Origin of the sequence: Cellulomonas sp. Leaf395 (assembly GCF_001424125.1) — a bacterium.
Lineage (GTDB): Bacteria > Actinomycetota > Actinomycetes > Actinomycetales > Cellulomonadaceae > Cellulomonas.
Genome location: NZ_LMQI01000005.1, coordinates 331,865 through 354,825, shown reverse-complemented (window position 1 = coordinate 354,825; position 22,961 = coordinate 331,865). Strand labels below are relative to the sequence as shown.

The 22,961-nt window shown below is 72.8% G+C and carries 14 protein-coding genes; 8 read left to right on the top strand and 6 right to left on the bottom strand.

Annotation, left to right across the window (positions count from 1 at the left end):
• The 3 genes from hrpB to ASG23_RS16230 are packed head-to-tail and all read right to left on the bottom strand — an operon-like array spanning position 1 to position 4,774.
• Entirely contained in the window at positions 1-2,496 is a 2,496-nt protein-coding gene (gene hrpB / locus ASG23_RS16240; protein WP_235521168.1) for an ATP-dependent helicase HrpB, read from the bottom strand.
• A gap of 17 nt (positions 2,497-2,513) precedes the next feature.
• The gene (locus ASG23_RS20600) at positions 2,514-3,365 is read right to left on the bottom strand and encodes a YrhK family protein (protein WP_235521166.1); all 852 of its coding nucleotides are present in this window, start codon (positions 3,363-3,365) and stop codon (positions 2,514-2,516) included.
• A complete protein-coding gene (locus tag ASG23_RS16230; protein WP_056027202.1) occupies positions 3,362-4,774 on the bottom strand; it encodes a glutamate decarboxylase in 1,413 nt (470 codons plus the stop codon). Before ASG23_RS16230 ends, ASG23_RS20600 begins: the two co-directional genes overlap by 4 nt.
• Before the next feature lie 259 nt (positions 4,775-5,033).
• Between ASG23_RS16230 and ASG23_RS16225 the strand changes: the two genes are divergently transcribed.
• From ASG23_RS16225 to ASG23_RS16210, 4 genes are all read left to right on the top strand, one after another.
• Positions 5,034-6,500 (top strand): SDR family oxidoreductase, encoded by a 1,467-nt coding sequence (locus ASG23_RS16225; RefSeq protein ID WP_056027199.1) that lies wholly within the window; start codon positions 5,034-5,036, stop codon positions 6,498-6,500.
• Between the two features lie 42 nt (positions 6,501-6,542).
• Entirely contained in the window at positions 6,543-7,334 is a 792-nt protein-coding gene (locus ASG23_RS16220; protein ID WP_056027195.1) for a transglutaminase-like domain-containing protein, read from the top strand.
• Positions 7,335-7,359: 25 nt separating this feature from the next.
• Positions 7,360-8,082 (top strand): potassium channel family protein, encoded by a 723-nt coding sequence (locus tag ASG23_RS16215; protein WP_056027192.1) that lies wholly within the window; start codon positions 7,360-7,362, stop codon positions 8,080-8,082.
• A gap of 142 nt (positions 8,083-8,224) precedes the next feature.
• On the top strand, positions 8,225-10,807 hold the full coding sequence (locus ASG23_RS16210; RefSeq protein WP_157465713.1) for a hypothetical protein: 2,583 nt from the start codon (positions 8,225-8,227) through the stop codon (positions 10,805-10,807).
• Here the strand turns inward: ASG23_RS16210 and ASG23_RS16205 are convergent.
• Positions 10,797-12,161 (bottom strand): DUF6421 family protein, encoded by a 1,365-nt coding sequence (locus ASG23_RS16205; RefSeq protein ID WP_056028448.1) that lies wholly within the window; start codon positions 12,159-12,161, stop codon positions 10,797-10,799. The genes ASG23_RS16210 and ASG23_RS16205 overlap by 11 nt on opposite strands.
• A 642-nt stretch (positions 12,162-12,803) precedes the next feature.
• On the opposite strand from ASG23_RS16205, the gene ASG23_RS16200 reads away from it, so the two are divergent.
• Positions 12,804-13,892: a carboxylate-amine ligase gene (locus ASG23_RS16200; RefSeq protein ID WP_056027187.1), complete on the top strand. Its 1,089-nt coding sequence runs from the start codon at positions 12,804-12,806 to the stop codon at positions 13,890-13,892.
• Here ASG23_RS16200 and ASG23_RS16195 read toward each other — a convergent pair.
• A complete protein-coding gene (locus tag ASG23_RS16195; RefSeq protein ID WP_056027185.1) occupies positions 13,889-15,118 on the bottom strand; it encodes an NAD(P)/FAD-dependent oxidoreductase in 1,230 nt (409 codons plus the stop codon). The two genes, ASG23_RS16200 and ASG23_RS16195, sit on opposite strands and share 4 nt — an antisense overlap.
• 154 nt (positions 15,119-15,272) lie before the next feature.
• Here ASG23_RS16195 and glgX point away from each other — a divergent pair, with 154 nt between their 5' ends.
• The 3 genes from glgX to treZ are packed head-to-tail and all read left to right on the top strand — an operon-like array spanning position 15,273 to position 21,824.
• A complete protein-coding gene (gene glgX / locus ASG23_RS16190; protein ID WP_056027183.1) occupies positions 15,273-17,528 on the top strand; it encodes a glycogen debranching protein GlgX in 2,256 nt (751 codons plus the stop codon).
• On the top strand, positions 17,525-20,035 hold the full coding sequence (gene treY / locus ASG23_RS16185) for a malto-oligosyltrehalose synthase (RefSeq protein ID WP_056027180.1): 2,511 nt from the start codon (positions 17,525-17,527) through the stop codon (positions 20,033-20,035). The genes glgX and treY overlap by 4 nt, the downstream gene beginning before the upstream one ends.
• A 1-nt stretch (position 20,036) precedes the next feature.
• A complete protein-coding gene (gene treZ, locus ASG23_RS16180) occupies positions 20,037-21,824 on the top strand; it encodes a malto-oligosyltrehalose trehalohydrolase (RefSeq protein ID WP_056027177.1) in 1,788 nt (595 codons plus the stop codon).
• Between the two features lie 22 nt (positions 21,825-21,846).
• Here treZ and zapE read toward each other — a convergent pair whose 3' ends face one another.
• Complete coding sequence (zapE, locus tag ASG23_RS16175) at positions 21,847-22,881, bottom strand: cell division protein ZapE (RefSeq protein ID WP_056027174.1); 1,035 nt, start codon at positions 22,879-22,881, stop codon at positions 21,847-21,849.
• Between the last annotated feature and the right edge of the window lie 80 nt (positions 22,882-22,961).

Genomic DNA, 22,961 nt, shown 5'->3' with positions numbered 1-22,961 from the left:
CTACCGGCGGACGCCGCGCACGGGTGCCGCCGAGAGGGGGTCGTCGGGCCAGGCGTGCTTGGGGTACCGGCCCCTCAGCTCGGCGCGGACCGCCAGGTAGCCGGTGGTCCAGAACGACCCCAGGTCGGCGGTGACGGCCGCCGGGCGCCCCGCGGGTGAGAGCAGGTGCAGAAGCACCGGGACCCGTCCGTCCGCCAGGCGCGGAGTGGCGCGCCACCCGAAGACCTCCTGCAGACGGACCGGGAGCACCGGCTGGTCGCCGGTGTAGTCGACGCGCAGGCTCGACCCGCTGGGCACCGTGAGGCGCTCGGGCGCGAGGGCGTCGAGCCGGCTCGCGTCGGGCCACGGCAGTAGCCGGCGCAGCGCCTGCACCACGTCGACGCGGCCGAGGTCCCGGGCGCCCCGCACGCGAGCGAGATCCGGTCCCAGCCAGGCCTGCAGGTCCACCAGCAGCGCGTCGTCGGACACGTCGGGCCACGGCGCCCCGAGCGCGCCGTGCAGGAACGCCATCCGCTGCCGCAGGCCCGTGGCGGCGTCCGTCCAGCGGAGCAGGGCCAGCCCCCCGCGTGCCAGCCCGTCGCGCATCGCCTGCACCACGAGATCCGGCGACGGGTCGGCAAGGGGCGCGGACGTGAGCTCGATCGCGCCGAGCCGCCGGACGCGGCGCGCGACCACCGCACCGTCCGCCCACGCGACGACCTCGTCCTCGCGCAGCAGCGCCGGCGCAGCCTCCGCGGCCAGGTCGAGGTCGATCGGCGCGGCGGACCGGATGGCGGCGTCCCGGCGGCCGGCGCCGCGGTCGGCGTCGGCGACGGCAAGCCAAGGGAGCCCGGTCAGCCCGGACCCTGGGGGCAGCACCGCGCCCGTGCCGGACGTCATGAGGTACGTCGACCCGCCGGGACGCAGACGGGCGATGCGGTCGGGGTGGGCCAGGGCGACCACGAGCCCGACGGCCAGGTCGTCGCTGAGGTGCTCGGGGGCGCGCCGGTCCGGGACCGAGGCCCGCAGCCGTCCCGCCTGGGCCTTCCACGACCCGTACTGCGGCCCGCCGCGGCGCAGCGCGCGCAGCGACGCGACCAGGTCGCCACCAGGGGCGCGCACGTCGTCGGAGAGGAGCGCGACCACCTCGGCCGCGCGCCGCGCACCGACGAGCGCGGCGCCGTCCAGCAGCGCCCGGGCGAGCCGGGGGTCGGCGGGGACGGCGGACACGGCCCGTCCCCGCGCGGTCGGGTGCCCGTCGGTGTCGACGGCGCCGAGGGCGACGAGCGTCGCGTGCGCGACGGCCATGGCCGCGGCAGGGGGCCGGTCGAGCAGGGCGAGCCCGGCGCCGTCGGGGCTCCCCCAGCACGCGAGCTCGAGCGCGAACGCGGTGAGGTCCGCCGTGAGGATCTCCGGCTCCGGATGAGCGGCGAGCCGCGCGTGGTCGTGCGCGGACCAGCACCGGTACACCGCCCCGGGCCCTTCGCGCCCGGCACGGCCGGCCCGCTGCTCCGCGGACGCACGGCTCACCCCGACCGTGACCAATCCCGCGAGCCCGCGGCGGTGGTCGGTGCGCGGCTCGCGCGAGAGCCCCGCGTCGACCACCAGCCGGACGCCCGGCACCGTGAGCGACGACTCCGCCACGGCTGTCGACACGACCACCCGCCGCCGTGCACCCGCCGCGAGCGCGAGGTCCTGCGCGTGGGCGGGCAGCCGCCCGTGCAGGGGCCGTACGTCGACGTTGAGCCCGGCGAGCCGGCGCACCACGCCGTCGACCTCGCCGGCGCCCGGCACGAAGACGAGGACGTCTCCGGTGCGCTCGTCCAGGGAGCGCCGGACCGTCGCCGCCACATGGTCGAGGAACGCCGGGGTCACACCGCGCTCGTCGGTCCGCGCGGTGCGCACAGGCGCGGGGCACCAGAGGGTGTCGACCGGGTACAGGGCACCCGGGACGGCCACCACCGGGGCAGGCTCGGGGCCACCGAGGAGCGCCGCGGTGCGGGCGGCCTCGACCGTCGCGGACATCGCGACGAGGGCGAGGTCGTCGCGCAGGTGGGCCCGGACGTCGACCAGCAGGGCGAGCGCGAGGTCGTCGACGAGGTGCCGCTCGTGAACCTCGTCCAGGACCACCGCCGAGACCCCGGGCAGCTCCGGGTCGCGCTGCAGGCGCCGCAGGAGAACGCCCGTGGTCACGACCTCCACCCGCGTCGCAGCGCTGGTCAGGCTCTCCCCCCGGACGGAGAACCCGACGGTGCGGCCGACGGGCTCGCCGAGCAGGTGGGCGAGCCGGCGCGCGGCCGCTCGTGCCGCGATCCGCCGCGGCTGGGTGACCACGACGCGCCCGTGGACTGCCGCGGCGACCGCGGGCGGGACCAGGGTCGTCTTCCCCGTCCCCGGCGGCGCCTGCACGACGACGACCCCTCGGGCTCGCAGCGCTTCCACGACGTCGGCGAGCCCGTCGCGCACCGGAAGGTCGGGCGGGTCGGCGAGCAGCCGCGCGATCGGGTCGTCGTCCACGCACGCAGTCTGCGGGGTCAGGCCGACGATCGCTCCCTCGCCGACTCCACCGGCAGCAGCACGGCGCCGACGAGGAAGCACACCGCGCCGAGGAACGTGCCGAGGTTCACCAGCGCGAGGTTGGCCGACTCCCCCGTGGACGGCACGTACCGGGCCGCGACCGCCGAGACGCCGAACGCGACCGAACCGAGCATGTTGAGCGCCGCGATGCGCCATCCCACCGAGCGGTCCGAGCGCGGCAGGACCCCACGGTTGACCTCGGCGTACGCGAACCAGCTGGCGACGAGGAAGCAGATGGACCCGTAGACGTCGGGCGCCCAGACCAGGTGCCGGGCCTGTGCCGCCGTCAGGTCCGCCTGCGTGGCGGCGAAGGTGCTGATGTTGAAGAACACCGTGCCCACCAGCTGGACCAGCACCGCCCAGAAGTCGATCCGGTGCGGCTTCCAGCCCACCAGCGAGGCGATCGGCCGGGGCCGCGAGGACTGCGTGAGCACCCCTCCCGGCGCTCGCAGCGTCTCGTGGAACTGCAGGTAGGCGGCCGACGTGAAGAAGATCGACCCGACGAAGAACGTCCAGGCGACGACGGCCGGGTCGAGCGCGTCGACGTACAGCGGCACCGAGCCGAGCGCGAAGCAGAGCGACCCGATCGCGAACAGGCTCCCGATCCACCAGCTCATGGCGCTGGCCCGCCCGCCCTCGGCACGGACGCCCACGAGGCGCAGACCGAGACCCTTGCGGTGGCGCCGCGAGCTCCACTCGACCTCGCTGCCGTCCGGGCGCACGAGCACCGCGTGCGTGACGAACCCCGGCGGGCCGTGCGTGTGCACGACCCGCCAGCCGTCGGGCAGGTCGGGAACGCGCGACGTCACGTGCGCAGACCGGTGCGCGCCTTGCTCTTCGCCGCGGCGTGCGCGGGTGACGTCCACACGTCGGGCTTGGCGGCCGGGCGTTGCACGGGTTGCTCGGCGACGAGCGCGTCCCACGCGGCGAACACGTCGCGCAGCAGCATCTCGACCATCATCCGGCTCAGGTCGAGCCGGACCACGACGCGCAGGAGGTGCACGGCATCGGCGTCGGGCGGCAGGCTGTATGCCGGGACGATCCAGCCGTCCTCGCGCAGCCGCGCGGAGAGGTGGTACACGTCGAACCCCGGGTCACCCTTGATCGAGAACGTGACGACCGGCTCCGCCAGCCCCGGGTTGAGGATCTCGAACTTCCCGCTCGCCTCGAGGCTCTCGTTGAGGAACCGGGCGTTGGCCAGCATCGTCTCGACGATCGACGTGTACCCGCTGCGCCCGAGCCGCAGGAAGTTGTACATCTGCGCCTGGATCATGGCCGAGCCGCGCGAGAAGTTGAACGTGTAGGTCGGCTGCGCGCCGCCGAGGTAGTTCACGCTGAAGACGAGGTCCTCGGGCAGCTTCGAGGCGTCCCGGAAGATCAGCCAGCCCACGCCCGGGTAGACCAGGCCGTACTTGTGGCCCGACACGTTGATGGACGCCACCTGCTCGAGCCGGAAGTCCCAGCGCAGGTCGGGCTCCGCGAACGGGGCGATGAACGCGCCGCTCGCACCGTCGACGTGCAGCGGGATGTCCCACCCCTTCTCGGCCTTGATCCGCACCAGGAGGTCGTTGATCTGCTCGATGGGGTCGGCCTCACCGATGTGCGTCGTCCCCAGCACCGCGCCGACGGCGATGGTGTTCTCGTCGATGTGCGCCTCGACGTCCCCGGCGCTGAGCACGAACCGGTCCGCCTTCATCGGGATCTTGCGCATCTCGACGTCGAAGTAGTTGGCGAACTTGTCCCACACCACGTGCGTCTCCGCGCCGAAGACCACGTTGGGCCGGTCCGTCCGCAACCCCGCGGCCTGCCGACGGTCCCGCCACGCACGCTTGTGGGCGAGCAGACCCAGCATGATCGCCTCGGACGACCCGATCGTCGCCACCCCGACCACCGCCGAGGAGTCCGGGGCGTTGAAGAGGTCGCCCAGCATGTGCACGCAGGCTTCCTCGATCAGCGACGCCGCCGGGTACTCCTCGTGGTCGATGTGGTTCTTGCGGAGCGTGTCGTGGATCAGCTTCTCGGCCTGCGGCTCCATCCAGGTGGTGACGAAGGACGCGAGGTTGAGCGTCTCCCGGCCGTCGAGCATGAGGCCGGTGTGGATGAGCTCGTAGGCCTCGTCCGGCTCCAGGCCGTGGGCGGGGAACGTCCCGCGGTCGATGTGCTCGCGGAAGCTGGGCCGGCCGTGGATCGGGCCGAACGGGTCGGACGTCTCGCTCACCTGTGCTCCTCCAGTTCATCCCTGTCCGGAGCTTCGGCTGACTGCCGTCTCCGGCGGGCACCTGCGCGATCGAACGTAGCGCGACGCAGGCGCTTCTGTCCCGTATGCCCGATCTCGGGAAGGACCTGGCTGGACCTGGCCCAAGGTCCCAGACGGTGCTGGACGGCCGACGGGTACGATCAGGCGTTCCCCCTGCGCCCGGCTCTCGTGCTCCCCCGCTCGTCGGCCACTCCCTGACGACCAGCTAGGACGCCGCACGATGACTGCCCTCTCGACCGCTCCCCCCACGACCGACGGCGTCGATCCCACCGATCTCGACGTCTTCCTCCGCGTCGCGGACCAGATCAGCAGGCTCCCCTCCGACCACCCGCACCTGGCGCTGGCCCGGCGCGCGACGTCGGCTCTGTTCAAGGCCGCCAAGAAGCAGCGCCGCGCCGAGAAGCGGGACGCCATCAGCGCCGCCGACCGCGCGGTCATCCACGCGACGGCCACCGGCAGTCCGGGCCGCATCGACGACGAGACCCAGGGCATCCCGCTGGTCTCCAACGCGCAGGGCGCGACGGCAGGGACGCTGCTCAAGGCACGGCCCTGCTACATCTGCAAGGAGCCGTACGTCGAGGTCGACGCGTTCTACCACCAGCTCTGCCCGGCCTGCGCCCGCCTGAACCACGCCAAGCGCGACGCACGCACCGACCTGACGGGCAAGCGCGCGCTGCTGACGGGCGGGCGGGCGAAGATCGGCATGTACATCGCGCTGCGACTCCTGCGGGACGGCGCGACGACCACGATCACGACCCGGTTCCCCCGCGACGCCGCCCGCCGGTTCGCCGCGATGCCGGACAGCGCCGACTGGCTGGACCGCCTGAGCATCGTCGGCATCGACCTGCGCGACCCGGCCCAGGTCGTCGCGCTCGCGGACTCCGTCGCCGCGCAGGGGCCGCTCGACATCCTCATCAACAACGCCGCGCAGACCGTCCGTCGCTCCCCCGGTGCGTACACGCACCTGGCCGACGCGGAGCTCGAACCGCTGCCCGACCGTCCGCTGCCGCAGATCACCACGTTCGGCCGCACCAGCAGCGCCCACCCGGTCGCGCTCGCCGGCTCGGTCACCGAGCTGACGAGCATCTCCGCGGGTGCCGCTGCGGGCGTCTCCGCCTTGGCGCTCACCGCCGAGCACGCCTCGCTGGAGCGGCTCGTGGCCGGCACCGCGATCGACGCCGGCGGGCTGGTGCCCGACACGGCCGAGACCAACAGCTGGGTGCACACCGTCGACCAGGTGGACCCCATGGAGCTGCTCGAGGTCCAGCTGTGCAACCAGACGGCGCCGTTCATCCTGGTCAGCCGTCTGCGCGGCGCCATGAAGGCGACCGAGGGTGCCCGCGCGTACGTGGTGAACGTCTCCGCGATGGAGGGCGTCTTCTCCCGCGGGTACAAGGGTCCGGGCCACCCGCACACGAACATGGCCAAGGCCGCGCTCAACATGCTGACCCGCACCAGCGCGACCGAGCTGGCCGACGACGGCATCCTCATGACCAGCGTCGACACCGGCTGGATCACCGACGAACGCCCCCACCCGACCAAGGTCCGGCTGGCCGAGGAGGGGTTCCACGCCCCGCTCGACCTGGTCGACGGCGCCGCGCGCGTGTACGACCCGATCGTGCGCGGCGAGGCCGGCGAGGACCTGTACGGCTGCTTCCTCAAGGACTACGTGCGTTCCGCCTGGTAGTCCCCAGAGGCGGGCTCCGCGTGCGTGCACCACGATGAGCGCGTGCATCGCGATCTGAGTGCCCACCTGTCCCTCGACGTCACCACCCCCGCCACCCTCGCGTTCGAGCTCGCCGTGTCCACCCAGCTCGCCGCGCGCGAGTCGCTGCGGATCACCCTCGACGGCACGCCGGTCACCGCGCAGGAGGTCCACGACCACCACGGGACCCGGCTGCACGTCGTGCGCGCCGACGTCGGTCGGCTCGTCCTGGACTACTCGGCTTCCATCGACGGCCGCGGGACGCCCGTCGCGTCCGACGAGGCCGACCTGCTGCGCTACCTGCGGCCGAGCCGCTACTGCGAGTCCGACACCCTCGGGCCGACGGCGTACGCCGAGTTCGCCGGCCTGCGGGGGTACGACCTGCTGTCCGCGGTCAGCTCCTGGGTAGGGTCCCGGTTGTCGTACGTCCCGGGGTCGAGCCTGCCCACCGACGGCGCGGTGCAGACGCTCCTGGGCAGGGAGGGCGTCTGCCGCGACTACGCGCACCTCGTCATCGCGCTCCTGCGCGCGCTGGACGTCCCGGCGCGGCTGGTGTCCGTCTACGCACCGGGGCTGTCACCCATGGACTTCCATGCCGTGGCCGAGGCGAACCTGGACGGCCAGTGGTACGTCGTGGACGCGACCACGCTGGCGCCGCGCACCAGCCTGGTGCGGATCGCGACCGGCCGTGACGCCTCCGACACCGCGTTCCTCAACGTGCACCACGGGTACGCCGACCTCATGGAGCTCGAGGTGAGCGCCGTCGCGGACGTCCTGCCGAACGACGACGTGCGGGACCTGGTCACGCTCGGCTGAGGTCCGCGCTGCTAGCCTCCGAAACGTGACAGAACCGGACGAGACAGGCGGCACGACGCCCCATCGTCGCCGCTCCTTCCTCGCCCGGCGGACAGGCACCGACGACTTCGGGATCGTCCTGTCACTGCTGGTCACGGCGTACGTCGCCTACGCGCTGAGCTCCGCACTGTGGGTCGAGCTGATCGTCCTCGTGCTCTACCTGTTCACCCTCGGTCTCGCGGTCCGCACCTCCCGCCCGATGCCGCACCAGAAGCGGTTCGTCCGGATCGTGCTCGTCGTGTCCGCGGTCGTGGCGGCGGTGGCGCTCCTCGCTCTGCCGCAGGCCGCGGCCGACGGGGTGCTCGACGCGGTGGTCTGCGTGATCCTCATGACCGCGCTGGTCGTGATCCTCGACCGGATCCTGCGGCGCACCGCCGTCACGGTGCAGTCCCTCGCCGGTGCCCTGAGCGCGTACCTGATCATCGGGATGTTCTTCGCCAGCCTGTTCGGCGTCATGGACGCGGTCACCGACGGCCCGTTCTTCGCCTCCGGTGAGGAAGCCAACGCGCGCTCGTTCCAGTACTTCTCGTACACGACCCTGACCACGCTCGGGTACGGCGACTACACCGCGGCCATGTTCCCGGGTCGCAGCATCGCCACGTTCGAGGCGCTCGTCGGCCAGGTGTTCCTCGCCGTCCTCGTCGCCCGGCTGGTCGCCGCGTTCCACGGCCGGTCGGAGGCAGTCCTCCCCGAGGGCACCGACGAGTGACGGGCTTCTCCGCCCAGACCATGAGCGAGGGCACGTTCCGTCCACGCTGACCGGCGCACCCTGCGCCGCACACGTATCTGCGCACCGTGCCGCCGTCCCCTCGTCATCAGCAGAGCTCTCGCCCGTGGAACAGGAGGCACCGATGTCGACAGAGTCAGGATCGGGCGGGCTGGTGCCCGCACCCGTCGAGCTCGGCGGGCTCACCGAGATCCGCGTGCACGGCGTCGGCGGGACCAGCCCTGAGTCGCTCCTCGGCGACTCGACTCCCACCCGCGTCGCCGGCGACCGTGTCGCCGGCTTCTACCGGACCTCGGACGCCGCCGGGCGTCATCGCGAGGCCTACTCCTGGGGCGGCCTGACCTCACGCAGCCGGATGCGGGCGCTCTGGGCGCTCCTGCTGCCGTCGATGCTGGCGAACATGGCCGGCTGGATGGCCCGTCGCTGGGTGACGGCCGGCGAGGAGGAGGTCATCCGGCCGGCCACCCGGTGGGAGTTCCGGTGGTTCGCGCGGCTGTCGGCGCTGGCTCTGACACTGAGCACCGCGGCGATGGTGACCTACCTCGCCCTCGACGTCCTCGCCTACCAGTGGGGTCGGACCGACCCGCTGCCGAGCCCGGACCGCGCCGCACAGCCGGACGGAGTTCCGGGCGGCGTCACGTCCTGGTGGAACCAGACCGTCGAGACGTGGACCGCGGTCGACCGTCCGGGCAACCGCATCGTGCTCGGGGCTGTCGCGGCCGTCCTGGTGGCGCTCGTGTTCGCGGTGCTCGCACGCCACTCGCGCTCGTCCTACGAGAGCGTCGTGCCGCCGACGCCGATCAGCGCCGAACCCGGCGCGCCCGACGTCACCACCACGGCCCCGCCGCCGCCGAACCTGCGCTGCGCGGCGGCCCTCGACGGCGGCCTGCGCGCCCCGGACTTCTGGGCGGGTCTCGAGTGGCACAGGTTCCTGTCCCGGATCCACCTCACGGCCTGCCTCGCCGTCGTGGCCCTCATGCTCGGCTGGTCGACGTGGGCACTCGGTGCGGGCACCGATGCGGCCTACTTCGGGCTGGTGGCGACCGTGGCCTCGGCCGCCGCGCTGCTCCTGGTGATGGGGCTGCTCACCTTCGACGACGCGCAGCCGGACCTCGGCTGGATCGCGCTCACGCTCACCACGGCTGCCCTGGTCCTCGCGGGGACGGCCGCGGTCCTGCTCCCGTCGGACGCGGGTCCGGCGGGGATGCTGCCGGGTGCCCGCCCGGCGCTCAACGTCGTCTGGGGTGTCAGCCTCGTCCTGCTGGTCCCTCTCGCGGTGCAGCAGTCCTTCGCGTGGCTCTACCGGCTGCGGCAGTCACGCAAGCTGCGCGCACAGCACCGACCGGTACCCCGCCTCAGCGTCTTCCCGTGGGCCGGCCCGTTCGTCATGAACACGATCGCGATGGTCGTCGCCAACACGGTCCTGCTGTCCGCGATCGTCTACGTGGCGGGTGTCCTCGGCACCGTCGCCTGGGGCTTCGGACCCGCTGAGGGGACCAGCGCAGCACCCGGCACGATCTACGTCCCCATGGCGATCGGCTCGCTCGCATCGATCCTCTCGCTCGGGCTCATCCTCCTGGTGGTCCTGTTCGGGCTCACGTTCGTCGTGGTGCTCCGCCGCCGGACCCGACTGAACGCCCCGACGGTCGAGGCGGACCTGCGCACGAAGTACGCCGAGGCAGGGATCCCCGACGTCGAGGCCAGCGCGCCCGCTGGGACCGAGGCGGCGTGGTGGCGGTCGGCCTTCGACCCGCCGCTGTTCGGCGTTCGCGGTCGGCAGCGTCGCGGCCGGCCGACGCCGTGGGTGCACAAGGTCACGACCATGCGGTTCGTCGGCGACCACTCGCGCGCCGTCGCCGTCCTGTTCATCGCACTGACCGTGAGTGCGGTGCTCGGGCTCGTGCTGTTCCTCAACCAGGTGCTGCTCCAGCACCGCGAGCCACCGATGTTCTTCGTCGGGATCGGCACCAAGGTCGCCGTCGCCTTCCCTCCCCTGTACGTCCTGGTGCTGACCCTCGCGTGGCGCAACGAGCGCTGGCGGCGCGTCCTCGGGTCTCTCTTCGACGTCGGCACGTTCTTCCCGCGGGCGTTCCACCCGTTCGCCCCCCCCGCGTACGCCGAGCGCGCGGTCCCCGAGCTGACGCGACGGATCTGGCGCCTGCACGACAACGGCGGTCGGGTCGTGGTGTCCGCCCACTCCCAGGGCAGCGTCATCGCGGCCGCGGCGCTCGGCCGGACATCGGGTCGGGCCGGGCAGGAGCCGACGATCGGCGTCGTGACCTTCGGATCGCCCCTCGGCAAGCTGTACCGCTGGGCGTTCCCCGCGCTGTTCAGCGACGGATTCCTCGCGGGGATCCCCGACGATCGCGCGGGCATCGGCCCGGTCCTATGGCGCAACGTCTCCTACGCGACCGACTACATCGGCGGCCGCGTCAGCACCGGCAGCTCCACGATCACCGACAGCGTCGACGTCACGCTCGTCGACCCGCCGACGCACCGGTACGTCGTGGACCAGCCGTTGCCGCGGGTCCTGAGCCACACGGGCTACTGGTACGACGAGTCCTTCTGGCGGGAGGTCGACGAGATGTGCAGCCTGACCCTGTCCACGGGCGGCCCGAGGCCGGGCGCAGACTCCGGCGGCGGCGGAGTGGACCTGGTGCCGCCCGACCCCACGCTGTCCGTGAACTACCGCGCTGTCAGGCTGTGATCCCGCTGGTCGACGCCACGACGTCACCGATCTTGCGGGACAGCGCCTCGTAGAACATCGACAGGGGGAACTCGTCGTCCAGCACGGCGTCGGTGAACCCCTTGGGCGGCCCGTCCAACGGCAGGTGACCGCGCGCCCAGGCTGACGCGGGGTGCGGCGTCACCGTGCTGGACACCAACGCGTACGCGGCGAGCCAGTGCGCTGTCTTCGGGCGGTCGATCGAGCGCCAGTACAGCTGCTCGATCTGCTCGGCGAGCGCGATCACCGCGTCGGGCACCTGTGGCCAGTCGATCGTCAGGCGCGAGTCCGTCCAGTGCAGCACGTGGTGCTGATGCAGCCAGGCGAACAGCAGCTGCCCCCCGAGCCCGTCGTAGTTGCGCACCCGCGTGCCCGTCACCGGGAACCGGAACAGGCGGTCGAACAGGATCGCGTACTGCACGTACCGCGCGTGCGGGACGCCGTCGCCCTCGAGCCGCACCGCCGCGCGGAACGCCGTCAGGTCGCAGCGCAGCTCCTCCAGCGAGTAGAGGAAGAACGGCATCCGCTGCTTGATCATGAACGGGTCGAAGGGCAGGTCGCCCCGCATGTGGGTGCGGTCGTGGACCAGGTCCCACAGGACGAACGTCTCCTCGGCGAGCCGCTGGTCGTCCAGCAGCCGGGCGGCGTCAGGAGGCAGAGCCAGCCGGGTGGTGTCCGCCGCGGCGCGGACGACGCGGCGGAACCGGGCGGCCTCCCGGTCCGCGAAGATCGCACCCCACGTGAACGTCGGCACCTCGCGGACGGCGACGGTCTCCGGGAAGAGGACCGCGGAGTTGGTGTCGTAGCCCGGCGTGAAGTCGAGGAACGTCACCGGGACGAAGAGCGCGTTGCTGAACTGCTCGGCCTCCAGGTGCGCGACGACGTCCGGCCAGCGCACCTGCAGCAGGACCGCTTCGACCCGCCGGTCGGTGCTGCCGTTCTGCGTGTACATGGGGAAGAGCACCAGGTGAGGCAGCCCGTCGATGCGCTGCCGCTGCGGGTGGAACGCGACGAGGGAGTCGAGGAAGTCCGGGACCCCGAACCCGGTCTCGGACCAGCGCGTCAGGTCCTTGCCGACAGCCGTCAGGTAGTCCTCGTCGTGCGGCAATGCGGGCGCGAGCTCGTCGACTGACCGCACGATCGCCTGCACCAGCTCGCGGGCGCGGGGGTGCTGCTCGTCGTCCGGCACGGACCCGTCCTTGACCTGCAGGCCCTGCAGCTCGGTGACGTCCCGCTTCAGCCGCGTCCACGCCGGGTGCGTCACGAGCTCGGTGTGCCTGTCGTCGGCAGCGACCGGGGCGGCCGGGCGCGCGGCCCACACCGCTGCGTTGAGCAGGACCTCCGGCGACCCGAGCACGTCGACGCCCAGCACGAGCAGCGCGCCGCGCTCGTCGCGCAGCCCGGCGGCCACCGTGAGTCCGAGCGCCTGGCTTCCCGTGGCGGTGCGCAGGAGCGGCACGGCGGGACCGTCGACGTCCAGGGCCGCGCGAACGGGCAGCACCACGTCGGTGGTCCACGCGAGGAGGTCGTCTGCGGTGAGGTCGGCGGGGACCAGAGCGCTCGCCGGGACGGATGCGGCGCGCACGGAGATCCCGCGGGAGGCGAGCAGGTGGGCGACCTCCGGCGTCTCGGCTCCCGTCGCGAGCACGACCGCACCGGCGCGCTCGGCGGGGCCGGTGAGGGCCGTGCCCGGCAGGACGAGGACCAGGTCCGGGTCGTCGTCGGCAGCGACGAAGACCAGGCCATGGAGCTCCAGGTGGGCCCGGTGGGCGGGCGGCAGCTCACCTGTCGCGTGGACGGTCGGGAAGAGCCTCATGCGCGATCTCACCATTCGGACGGCAGCGTTACTGCACGGTACGTTTCGCGTGACGCTCGGTCAACGGATTCGGGGGCGCAAGAAGGTCGACAGACTCAGACCCGCGCGCCGGGCCGCCCGCGTCACCGCGCGCGGCGATGCCCACACCACCACACTGATCCGATGCGAACCCTGGGCGTCGAGGAGGAGTTCCTGCTGGTCACCCCCGAGGGGCGGCCGCAGCCGGTGGCCACGACCGTGCTCCGGCACGCGTCGACGGTGGCGCCCTCCCCTGCCGACGAGCCCGGCGGCGACCTGGAGAAGGAGTTCAAGCAGGAGCAGATCGAGACGTCGACACCTCCGCGCGCCGACCTCTCCGAGCTGGTGGCGGAGATCCGTGCCGGCCGGGCGCGCACGGACGCGGTCGCGCGCGCGGCCGGTGCGCGGATCGCTGCGCTGGCCACGGCCCCGCAGGCTGTCGAGTCCACGGTGCTGCCGGACCGGCGCGCCTACGCCATCCGGGCCCAGTTCGGGCAGACGGCCCGCGACCAGCTCACCTGTGGCTGCCACGTCCACGTCTCCATCGCCGACGCGGACGAGGGCGTGCGCATCCTCGACCACCTCCGGCCGTGGAACGCCGTGCTGCTCGCCCTGTCCGGCAACAGCCCGTCGTGGCAGGGTGCCTCCACCGGCTACGCGTCGTACCGCTCGCAGGTGTGGGGCCGCTGGCCGACGGCGGGCCCGACCGCGGCGTTCGGCGACGCGGCCGGCTACCGCGCGGTCATCGACGAGCTCCTGCGCACGGGGACGATCCTCGACGAGGGGATGATCTACTTCGACGCCCGGCTCTCGTCGCGGTACCCGACGGTCGAGGTCCGGGTGGCGGACGTGTGCCTGGACGCCGACGACGCCGCCCTGCAGGCAGCGCTCGTGCGCGGGATCGCCGAGACGGCGACGGGCGAACCGGTGCCCCAGCCGCGCACCGAGCTGCTGCGCGCCGCGACCTGGCGCGCCGCCCGGTCCGGCCTGACGGGCGACCTGGTCAGTCCGCTGACCGGCACACCGCTGCCTGCTGCCGAGGTCATCGCGCAGCTGGTCGATCACGTGCGGCCGGCCCTGGCCGAGGCCGGTGACCTGGAGTGGGTGGAACGACACGTCGCGACGGTGCTGCGGCGCGGCAACGGCGCCATCCAGCAGCTCGGCTGGCGAGCGGAGGGCGCCGACGACGACGAGGTGGTCCGCCGTGCGGTGGACCGGACGCTGGCCGTCTAGAGGAGGTCGGTCAACGGGACGTCGGGGTCGGCGAGCCGGTCGTGGTCGACCACGGCGCCCGAGCGGATCAGCGCCTGCACGTCCTCGACGACGTCCCACACGTTGACGTTCATCGCGGCCAGCACCCGACCCTCGCGCCGCCAGAACGCGATGAGCTCCCTGCCCTGCAGGTCACCGCGCACCACGACCTCGTCGTACCCGTGGGACCCGACGTAGCCGACGTACTCCATGCCGAGGTCGAACTGGTCGGTGAAGAAGTAGGGGAGCTTGTCGTACGGCTCGTCGGCGCCCACGATCGTCGCTGCGGCGGTCGCCGGCTGGTTCAGGGCATTCGCCCAGTGCTCCACGCGGACATGGGTGCCCAGGAGCGGGTGGTGCGCGCGGGCGATGTCGCCGACGGCCAGCACGTGCGGGTTCGACGAGCGCAGGTGGGCATCGACGACGACGCCGTTCTCGACGTGCAGCCCTGCCGCCTTGGCGAGGTCGACGCGGGGGGCAGCCCCGATCCCGACGACCACCAGGTCGGCGTCGATCAGCGTGCCGTCCGCCAGCTCGACCGCACCCACGTGCGTCCCGTCGCCCGCGGCCACGATCTCGGAGATCTCCGTCCGCGTCCGCAGGTCGACCCCGTTCTCCCGGTGCAGGTCCGCGAACATCGCAGCGAGCTCGGGGCCGAGCACGGCGAGCAGCGGCAAGGGGTCGCGCACGAGGACGCTCACCTCGCAGCCGGCCGCGCGGGCCGCGGCGGTGACCTCCAGCCCGATCCACCCACCGCCGACGACCACCACGCGCCTGCCCGCCGTCAGCAGGGTGCGCAGACGGTCGCTGTCGTCGAGGGTGCGCAGGTTCACGACGCCGTCGAGACCGGCACCGGGGACGTCGAGCCGACGCGGCTCCGAACCGGTCGCGAGGACGAGGTGGTCCCAGCCCGTGCGGGTCCCGGAGCCGTCGACGACGTCGCGCGCGCCCAGGTCGATCGACCGGACGGTCGTGCCGAGCCGCAGGTCGACGTCGTGGGCGCCGTACCAGTCGGCCGGGTGCACGAACGCGCCGTCGCGCTCGTCGCTGCCCTGCAGGTAGCCCTTCGACAACGGCGGACGCTCGTACGGCCGCTCGGTCTCGGTGCCGAGCAGGACGATCCCCCCGTCGTATCCCCGATCACGCAGCCCCTCGACGGTCTTCGCCCCCGCCAGCCCGGCACCCACGACCACGACCTGACCGCTCACGTCACTCCCCTGCCTCACCGGACCGCCGAGGGTAAGCGCACCAGGTCGCGGGCGTGCGCGCAATGGTGGTCCGGTGGGCAGAGTGTGGCGAAGTCCACGTCCCGACTGCCCCCCACCACGCGCCGGATGGGCGGTCGACTGGCACCCTGGGGCCATGCTGATGTGGCCGGGCCGCCCCTACCCCCTGGGCGCCACCTACGACGGGACCGGGACGAACTTCACCCTGTTCTCCGAGGTGGCTGAACGAGTCGAGCTGTGCCTGTTCGCCGAGGACGGGACGGAGACCCGGATCGACCTGCCCGAGGTGGACGCGTTCGTCTGGCACGGCTACCTGCCGGTGATCTCCCCCGGCCAGCGTTACGGCTACCGCGTGCACGGGCCCGACAACCCGGCGCAGGGTCACCGCTGCAACCCGAACAAGCTGCTGCTCGACCCGTACGCCAAGGCGATCGACGGGCAGATCGACGGCGACGCGTCTCTGTACTCGTACCAGTTCGGTGCCCCCGGTGAGCGCAACGACGACGACTCCGCGCCGCACACCATGAAGTCGGTCGTCATCAACCCCTACTTCGACTGGGGCCACGACCGCCCGCCGCAGCACGAGTACCACGAGTCGGTCATCTACGAGGCGCACGTGCGGGGTCTGACGATGCAGCACCCGGCCGTGCCCGAGGAGCTGCGGGGCACGTACCTCGGGCTCGCGCACCCCGCCGTCATCGAGCACCTGACATCGCTGGGCGTGACCGCTGTCGAGCTCATGCCCGTCCACCAGTTCGTCAACGACCCGTCCCTGGTCGAGCGGGGCCTGTCCAACTACTGGGGCTACAACACGATCGGCTTCTTCGCGCCGCACAACGGCTACTCGGCGTTCGCCTCGTCGGGGCAGCAGGTGCAGGAGTTCAAGGCCATGGTCCGCGCGCTCCACGAGGCGGACATCGAGGTCATCCTCGACGTGGTCTACAACCACACCGCCGAGGGCAACCACATGGGCCCGACGCTGAGCTTCCGGGGGATCGACAACGCCAACTACTACCGGCTCGTCGACACCGACCAGGCGCACTACTTCGACACCACCGGTACGGGGAACTCGCTGCTCATGCGCTCCCCGCACGTGCTGCAGCTGATCATGGACTCGCTGCGCTACTGGGTGACCGAGATGCACGTCGACGGGTTCCGGTTCGACCTGGCGGCCACGCTCGCCCGGCAGTTCCATGAGGTCGACCGCCTGTCGGCGTTCTTCGACCTGGTGCACCAGGACCCGGTCGTCTCGCAGGTCAAGCTCATCGCCGAGCCGTGGGACGTGGGCGACGGCGGCTACCAGGTGGGCGGGTTCCCGCCGCTGTGGTCGGAGTGGAACGGCAAGTACCGCGACACCGTCCGCGACTTCTGGCGTGGCGAGCCGTCGACGCTCGGGGAGTTCGCCAGCCGGCTGTCCGGCTCGTCGGACCTGTACGCGCACACCGGACGCCGGCCGATCGCGAGCGTCAACTTCGTCACCGCGCACGACGGCTTCACGCTCAATGACCTCGTCTCGTACAACGGCAAGCACAACGCCGCCAACGGCGAGGGCAACAACGACGGCGAGAACCACAACCGCTCCTGGAACTGCGGCGCGGAGGGTCCCACGGACGACCCGGGGATCCTCGCCCTGCGGGCACGCCAACGGCGGAACTTCCTCACGACGCTCCTGCTCTCGCAGGGCGTGCCGATGCTCGCGCACGGCGACGAGCTGGGTCGGACCCAGCACGGCAACAACAACGTCTACTGCCAGGACGGCCCGATCTCCTGGGTCGACTGGGACCTCGACGAGGACAAGAACGCGCTCCTCGAGTTCACGCGGCGCATCGTCCGGCTCCGCCAGGATCACCCTGTGTTCCGGCGTCGGCGCTTCTTCGCCGGCGCGCCCGAGCACGGCGGCGAGTCGGACCTCCTCGACATCGCATGGCTCTCGCCGAGCGGCGAGCACATGCGGGACGAGGCGTGGGGCGCCGACCAGGCGCGCGCCGTCACGGTGTTCCTCAACGGCGACGCCATCCCGGAGCCGGACCGGCGCGGCGAGGAGATCGTCGACGACAGCTTCCTCATCTTGTTCAACGGGCAGCCGGACCCGGCGACGTTCACGCTCCCGGACGGCGACTTCGGTGCCGGCTGGACCGCCGTGATCGACACCGACTCGCAGATCGAGACCGGCAGCACCGTGAACGCGGGGGCGGAGCTGACGCTGCGCGAGAAGTCGATCATCGTGTTCACCCGTCCGCCCATCACGTCGTCGGCCACCTCGTCGGGCATCGGTGTGGTCGCGACGGCCTCGCGCGAGGCGGCGAAGCAGGCGAAGAAGCGACGGGTGTCCGCGACGGCGACGGAGGACAAACCGAAGCGGCGCACGACCCGGCCGCGCCCGACCGCATGAGCGAGCCGCGCCCGACGCCCACCCGCCGGTTGCCGACGGCGGGCAAGCCCGTACCGGGCTCGACGTACCGGTTGCAGCTGGGCACGGACCTGACGCTCGACGACGCGGTGCAGCGCGTGCCGTACCTGGCGTCGCTGGGCGTGACGCACGTGTATCTGTCGCCGATCCTGCGGGCCGCGCCGGGGTCCACCCACGGGTACGACGTCGTCGACCACGACGAGATCGCTCCGGAGCTGGGCGGGCTGCCTGCGCTGCGGCGTCTGGCGACGGCGGCGCACGAGGCGGGCCTCGGGCTGGTGCTCGACATCGTGCCCAACCACATGGCCGTCCCCACGCCCGTCTGGCACAACCACGCCTTGTGGTCGGTGCTGGCCGAGGGGCCGGACTCCCCGTACGCGGACTGGTTCGACGTGGACTGGACGGCGGGCGACGGCGCGGTGCTCATGCCGGTGCTCGGAGACCGGATCGGCGCGGTGCTGGGTCGCGACGAGCTGGCCCTGGACGAGGTCGAGATCCCGGGCGAGGGCACGCGGACCGTCCTGCGCTACCACGACCACGTGTTCCCGGTCCGACCGGGCACCGAGTCGCTCTCCCTGGCGGAGCTGGTGGAGCGCCAGCACTACCGGCTCGCGTACTGGCGGGTCGCCGACGAGGAGCTCAACTACCGGCGGTTCTTCGACGTCGGCACCCTGCTCGCGGTCCGCGTGGAGGACCCGGCCGTGTTCGACGCCACGCATGCGCTCGTCCTGTCGCTCCTCGCGGACGGCACGATCGACGGCCTGCGCATCGACCACCCGGACGGCCTCGCGGACCCGGCGGGGTACCTCGCGCGGCTGCGTGAGGCGAGCGGTGGCGCCTGGGTGGTCGTCGAGAAGATCCTCGAGGGCCCCGAGACGCTCCCGCCGGACTGGGAGACCGCCGGCAGCACCGGGTACGAGGCGCTGTGGCGGATCCAGCAGACGTTCGTCGACCCGGGCGGGGCAGCGGTGCTCGGCGCCGTGATGCACCGGCTCACCGGCGACACCTCGGACGCGTTCGCGTCGATGGCCGAGTCGGCCAAACGAGAGATCGTCGACGGCCCGCTGTACGCCGAGGTGCACCGCCTGACCTCGCTCGCGGCGGACATCTGCCGCGACGACCTTCGCCTGCGCGACCACACCTGGCGCGCTCTGGAGGACTGTCTGATCGAGCTGCTCGTCGCGTTCGACCGGTACCGCGCGTACGTCGTGCCCGGCGAGCCCGTGCACCCCGAGTCGCTCGAGGTCATGCAGGTCGCTGCCGCCCACGCCCGCGCCCAGCTCTCCGTGGAGCGCAGCGCGACGATGGACGTCGTCGTCGACCTCCTGCTCGGTCGCGAGGTCGGCAGCGCGGGGCGCACGCGGGGGGCGCGCCGAGATGAGCTCGTCGTGCGGTTCCAGCAGACCTGCGGCGCCGTGATGGCCAAGGGCGTCGAGGACACCGCGTTCTACCGCTGGACCCATCTCATCGGCCTGTGCGAAGTGGGCGGCGACCCGGAGCAGTTCGCGCTCACGCCCACCGACCTGTCGGCGTGGGCGGCGGAGATGCAGGTGTCGGCGCCGCTGGGCATGACGACCTTGTCGACGCACGACACCAAGCGCGGCGAGGACACCCGGGCCCGGCTCGGGGTGCTCAGCGAGCTCCCCCGCGAGTGGTCCGTGCTCGTCGACTCCCTGCGGGCCGCCTCCGCGCCGTACCGCAGCGCTCTGCTCGACGGGCGCACCGAGTACCTGCTCTGGCAGACGCTGGCCGGCACCTGGACGGACGACGGCCCGATCAGCGAGGACCGGCTCGTCGAGTACCTGACCAAGGCGATCCGGGAGGCGAAGAGCCGGACCACGTGGACGGCGCCCGACGAGCCGTACGAGGCCGCGGTGCTCGATGCCGCGCGGCAGGCGCTGGTCGACCCGACGGTCGCCGAGCTGTTCTCCGGCTGGGAGCTGCGCACCCGCGCCGCCGTGCGCGCAGCGACACTCGGCACGAAGCTGGTCCAGCTGACGCTGCCCGGCGTCCCGGACGTCTACCAGGGCACGGAGGTGCCGAGACCGGTCCTCGTCGACCCGGACAACCGGCGACCGGTCCCGCTGGAGCCTCTGGTCGCCCGCCTGGCCCGGCTCGACGACGGCGCCGGCCCGCGCGACCTCGCCGACGAGAAGCTGCTGGTCACCTCGCGAGCGCTGCGCCTGCGCCGTGCGCTGCCGGAGGCGTTCGTCGGCCCGGCCAGCGGGTTCCTTCCGCTCGCGCACTCCTCCGGGCACTCGCTCACCTACGCCCGCACGGTGGCCGGCGACCCGCGGGTCGCCGTCGTCGCCACCCGGCTGGCTGCGGCTGTGGACCGGCTCGGCGGGTGGGCCGACCACTCGGTCGCGCTCCCCGAGGGCGACTGGCACGACGTGCTCACGGACCGGGCCGTGGTCGGGGGCGTCATCGACGTCGGACCGCTGCTGGACCGGCTGCCTGTCGCTCTGCTCGTGCGCGCGGAGGGCTGAGGTGCTCCCCCGGGTCTGGGCACCGACTGCCGCACGCGTCGACGTGGTCGTCGGCGACGAGCACCGACCGCTGACCGCAGACGGCGAGTGGTGGGTCGGCGAGATCGACCTCCCGCACGGCACCGACTACGCCTTCTCGGTCGACGACGGCCCGCCGCGGCCGGACCCCCGCAGCGCGTGGCAGCCGCACGGCGTCCACGGCGCCAGCCGCGTCTACGACCCCACGACCTTCGCGTGGTCGGACGACGGGTGGTCCGGGGTCGACGTCAGCGGGCACGTGACATATGAGCTGCACGTCGGCACGTTCAGCGACGAGGGCACGCTCGCCTCCGCGATCGAGCACCTCGACGAGCTGGTCTCGCTCGGCGTCGACCTGGTGGAGCTCATGCCGGTGGCGCCGTTCAGCGGCGTGCGGGGCTGGGGGTACGACGGCGTCGCGACGTTCGCCGTGCACGAGCCCTACGGCGGGCCTGCCGGCCTGCAGTCGTTCGTCGACGCTGCCCACGCTCGCGGTCTGGGCGTCTGCCTGGACGTCGTGCACAACCACCTGGGCCCGTCGGGCAACTACCTCGGCGTGTTCGGCCCGTACTTCACCGACGCGCACCAGACGCCGTGGGGCGCGGCGATCAACCTGGACGGGCCGGGGTCCGACGAGGTTCGCCGCTGGGTGTGCGACAGCGCGCTGCGCTGGTTCCGCGACTTCCACGTGGACGCGCTGCGCCTCGACGCCGTGCACGCGCTCATCGACCTGTCCGAGAGGCACGTCCTGTCCCAGCTGTCCGACGAGGTCGCCGCGCTGGCCGAGGAGCTGGGCCGGCCGCTCTCGTTGGTCGCCGAGTCGGACCTCAACGACCCGATCACGGTGACCCCGACCGCCGACGGCGGCTGGGGCATGACCGCGCAGTGGGACGACGACGTGCACCACGCCATCCACACGCTGGTCACCGGAGAACGGCACGGCTACTACGGCGACTTCGGCTCCCCCGAGGTGCTGCACAAGGCGCTGACCAGGGTGTTCGTCCACGACGGCGGGATGTCGACGTTCCGCGGACGCCACTGGGGCCGACCCGTGCCGCCCGGGACGGACGGCCACCGGTTCGTCGTCGCCACGTCCACGCACGACCAGGTGGGCAACCGCGCGCTCGGCGATCGCCCGTCGGCCCGTCTGGACCCCGGCCGGCTCGCCGCGGAGGCCGCGCTCGTCCTGCTCGCCCCGTTCAGCCCGATGCTCTTCATGGGCGAGGAGTGGGGCGCTCGCACGCCGTGGCAGTTCTTCACCGACCACCCCGAGCCCGACCTGGCCGCCGCCGTCCGTGTAGGCCGCCGCCGCGAGTTCGGCGGCCACGGGTGGGACGTCCTGTACGGCGGCGACATCGAGCTGCCCGACCCGCAGGACCCCGCGACGTTCCGCGCCAGCGTCCTCGACCGCACCGAGCTCGACGACCCCGCGCACCCCGAGCACGCCCGCCTGCGCGACTGGTACCGGTCGCTCATCGCCGTCCGCCGCACCGTGCCGGACCTCACGTCGGGTGACCTGTCCGCCACCGACCTGGTGTGGGGCGGTGCGTCCGAGCGCGACCAGTCGGACGTCCCGTGGGACGGCTGGATGGTGCTCCACCGTGGCTCGGCTCGGGTGGTCGTCAACCTGTCGGGCGAAGAGGTCGCGGTGCCGGTGCACACCGACGGATCGCTCGACGTGGTGGCGGCGTGGGATCCCGCCTCGATCGAGGCGACCCCCGACGGCGCCCTCGTCACGACGCCCCCGCGCTCGGTGGTCGTCCTCGCCTGACTCCGGTCCGGAGCTCGCGCGGTCAGCCGACCAGCGCAGCGCCGTCAGCCGCCAGCGAGCCCAGTCGGGAGAGCGCGCGGTAGTACTTCTTGCGGTACCCGCCGGCCAGCATCTCGGCCGAGAACAGGTCCCGCTCCCCTGCGCCGCCCAGCAGGACGGGCACGTCGCGGTCGTAGAGCCGGTCGACGAGCACGACGAGCCGCAGCGCCACGTCCTGCGTGGGGACGGCGTGCACGCCGGTCAGGGCCACGAGCCGGACGCCGTCGAGGAGGGCGCCATAGCGGCTCGGGTGGACGGTCGCGAGGTGCGCCAGCAGGTCCCCGAAGTCGTCCAGGGTCGCGTCCGGTCGCCGGCCTGCCGCCACCCGGACCTCGTCGTCGTCGAGCCCGTCGGCGTCGGTGACGACCGACCGGTGGCGGTAGTCGTCGCCGTCGACGCGCAGGACCTCGAACCGGGCGGCGAGCGCCTGGATCTCGCGCAGGAAGTCCTCGGCGGCGAACCGGCCCTCGCCCAGCGACCCGGGCAGGGTGTTCGACGTGGCGGCGAGCGCGACCCCGCGGTCGGCGAGCTCGCGCAGCAGTCGCGACATGAGGACCGTGTCGCCCGGGTCGTCCAGCTCGAACTCGTCGATGCAGACGAGGCGGCGGGTGGCGAGGGCCTCGACGGTCGGCAGGAAGCCGAGGGCGCCGACCAGGTTGGTGTACTCCACGAACGTGCCGTAGGCGGCGTTCTCGACGCCGACCGCGTGGGCCAGGGACGTGAGCAGGTGGGTCTTGCCGACGCCGAACCCGCCGTCGAGGTACACGGCGACCGGGGTGGCCTTTCCGCGCTTCCAGAAGGACTTCTGCCCGCCGCGGAGGATCTGCTCGGCGGCCGCCGAAAGCCGGGTCACCGCGGCGGCCTGCGACGGGTGCGCCGGGTCCGGTCGGTAGGTGGCGAACGACTCGTCCGCGAAGTGCCGGGGCGGGACGAGCTCGGCCAGCAGGCGGTCCGGCGGTACGACCGGTCGACGCTGGGCCAGGCTGGGCGCGCCGCCCGGGGCGTCCGGAGATGTCACGATCGAGGAGCCTACGTCGCGAGCGCGGAGACGATAAATCCCCACTGGATCGGTCTTCTTACCGCGTCATGGACGCCCGT

What these genes read in the sequence shown, in the direction of transcription:
- ASG23_RS16210 (WP_157465713.1), top strand. Translation starts at nt 8,225, where the DNA reads ATGTCGACAGAGTCAGGATCGGGCGGGCTGGTGCCCGCACCCGTCGAG.
- ASG23_RS16200 (WP_056027187.1), top strand. Translation starts at nt 12,804, where the DNA reads ATGCGAACCCTGGGCGTCGAGGAGGAGTTCCTGCTGGTCACCCCCGAG.
- ASG23_RS16225 (WP_056027199.1), top strand. Translation starts at nt 5,034, where the DNA reads ATGACTGCCCTCTCGACCGCTCCCCCCACGACCGACGGCGTCGATCCC.
- treY (WP_056027180.1), top strand. Translation starts at nt 17,525, where the DNA reads ATGAGCGAGCCGCGCCCGACGCCCACCCGCCGGTTGCCGACGGCGGGC.
- glgX (WP_056027183.1), top strand. Translation starts at nt 15,273, where the DNA reads ATGCTGATGTGGCCGGGCCGCCCCTACCCCCTGGGCGCCACCTACGAC.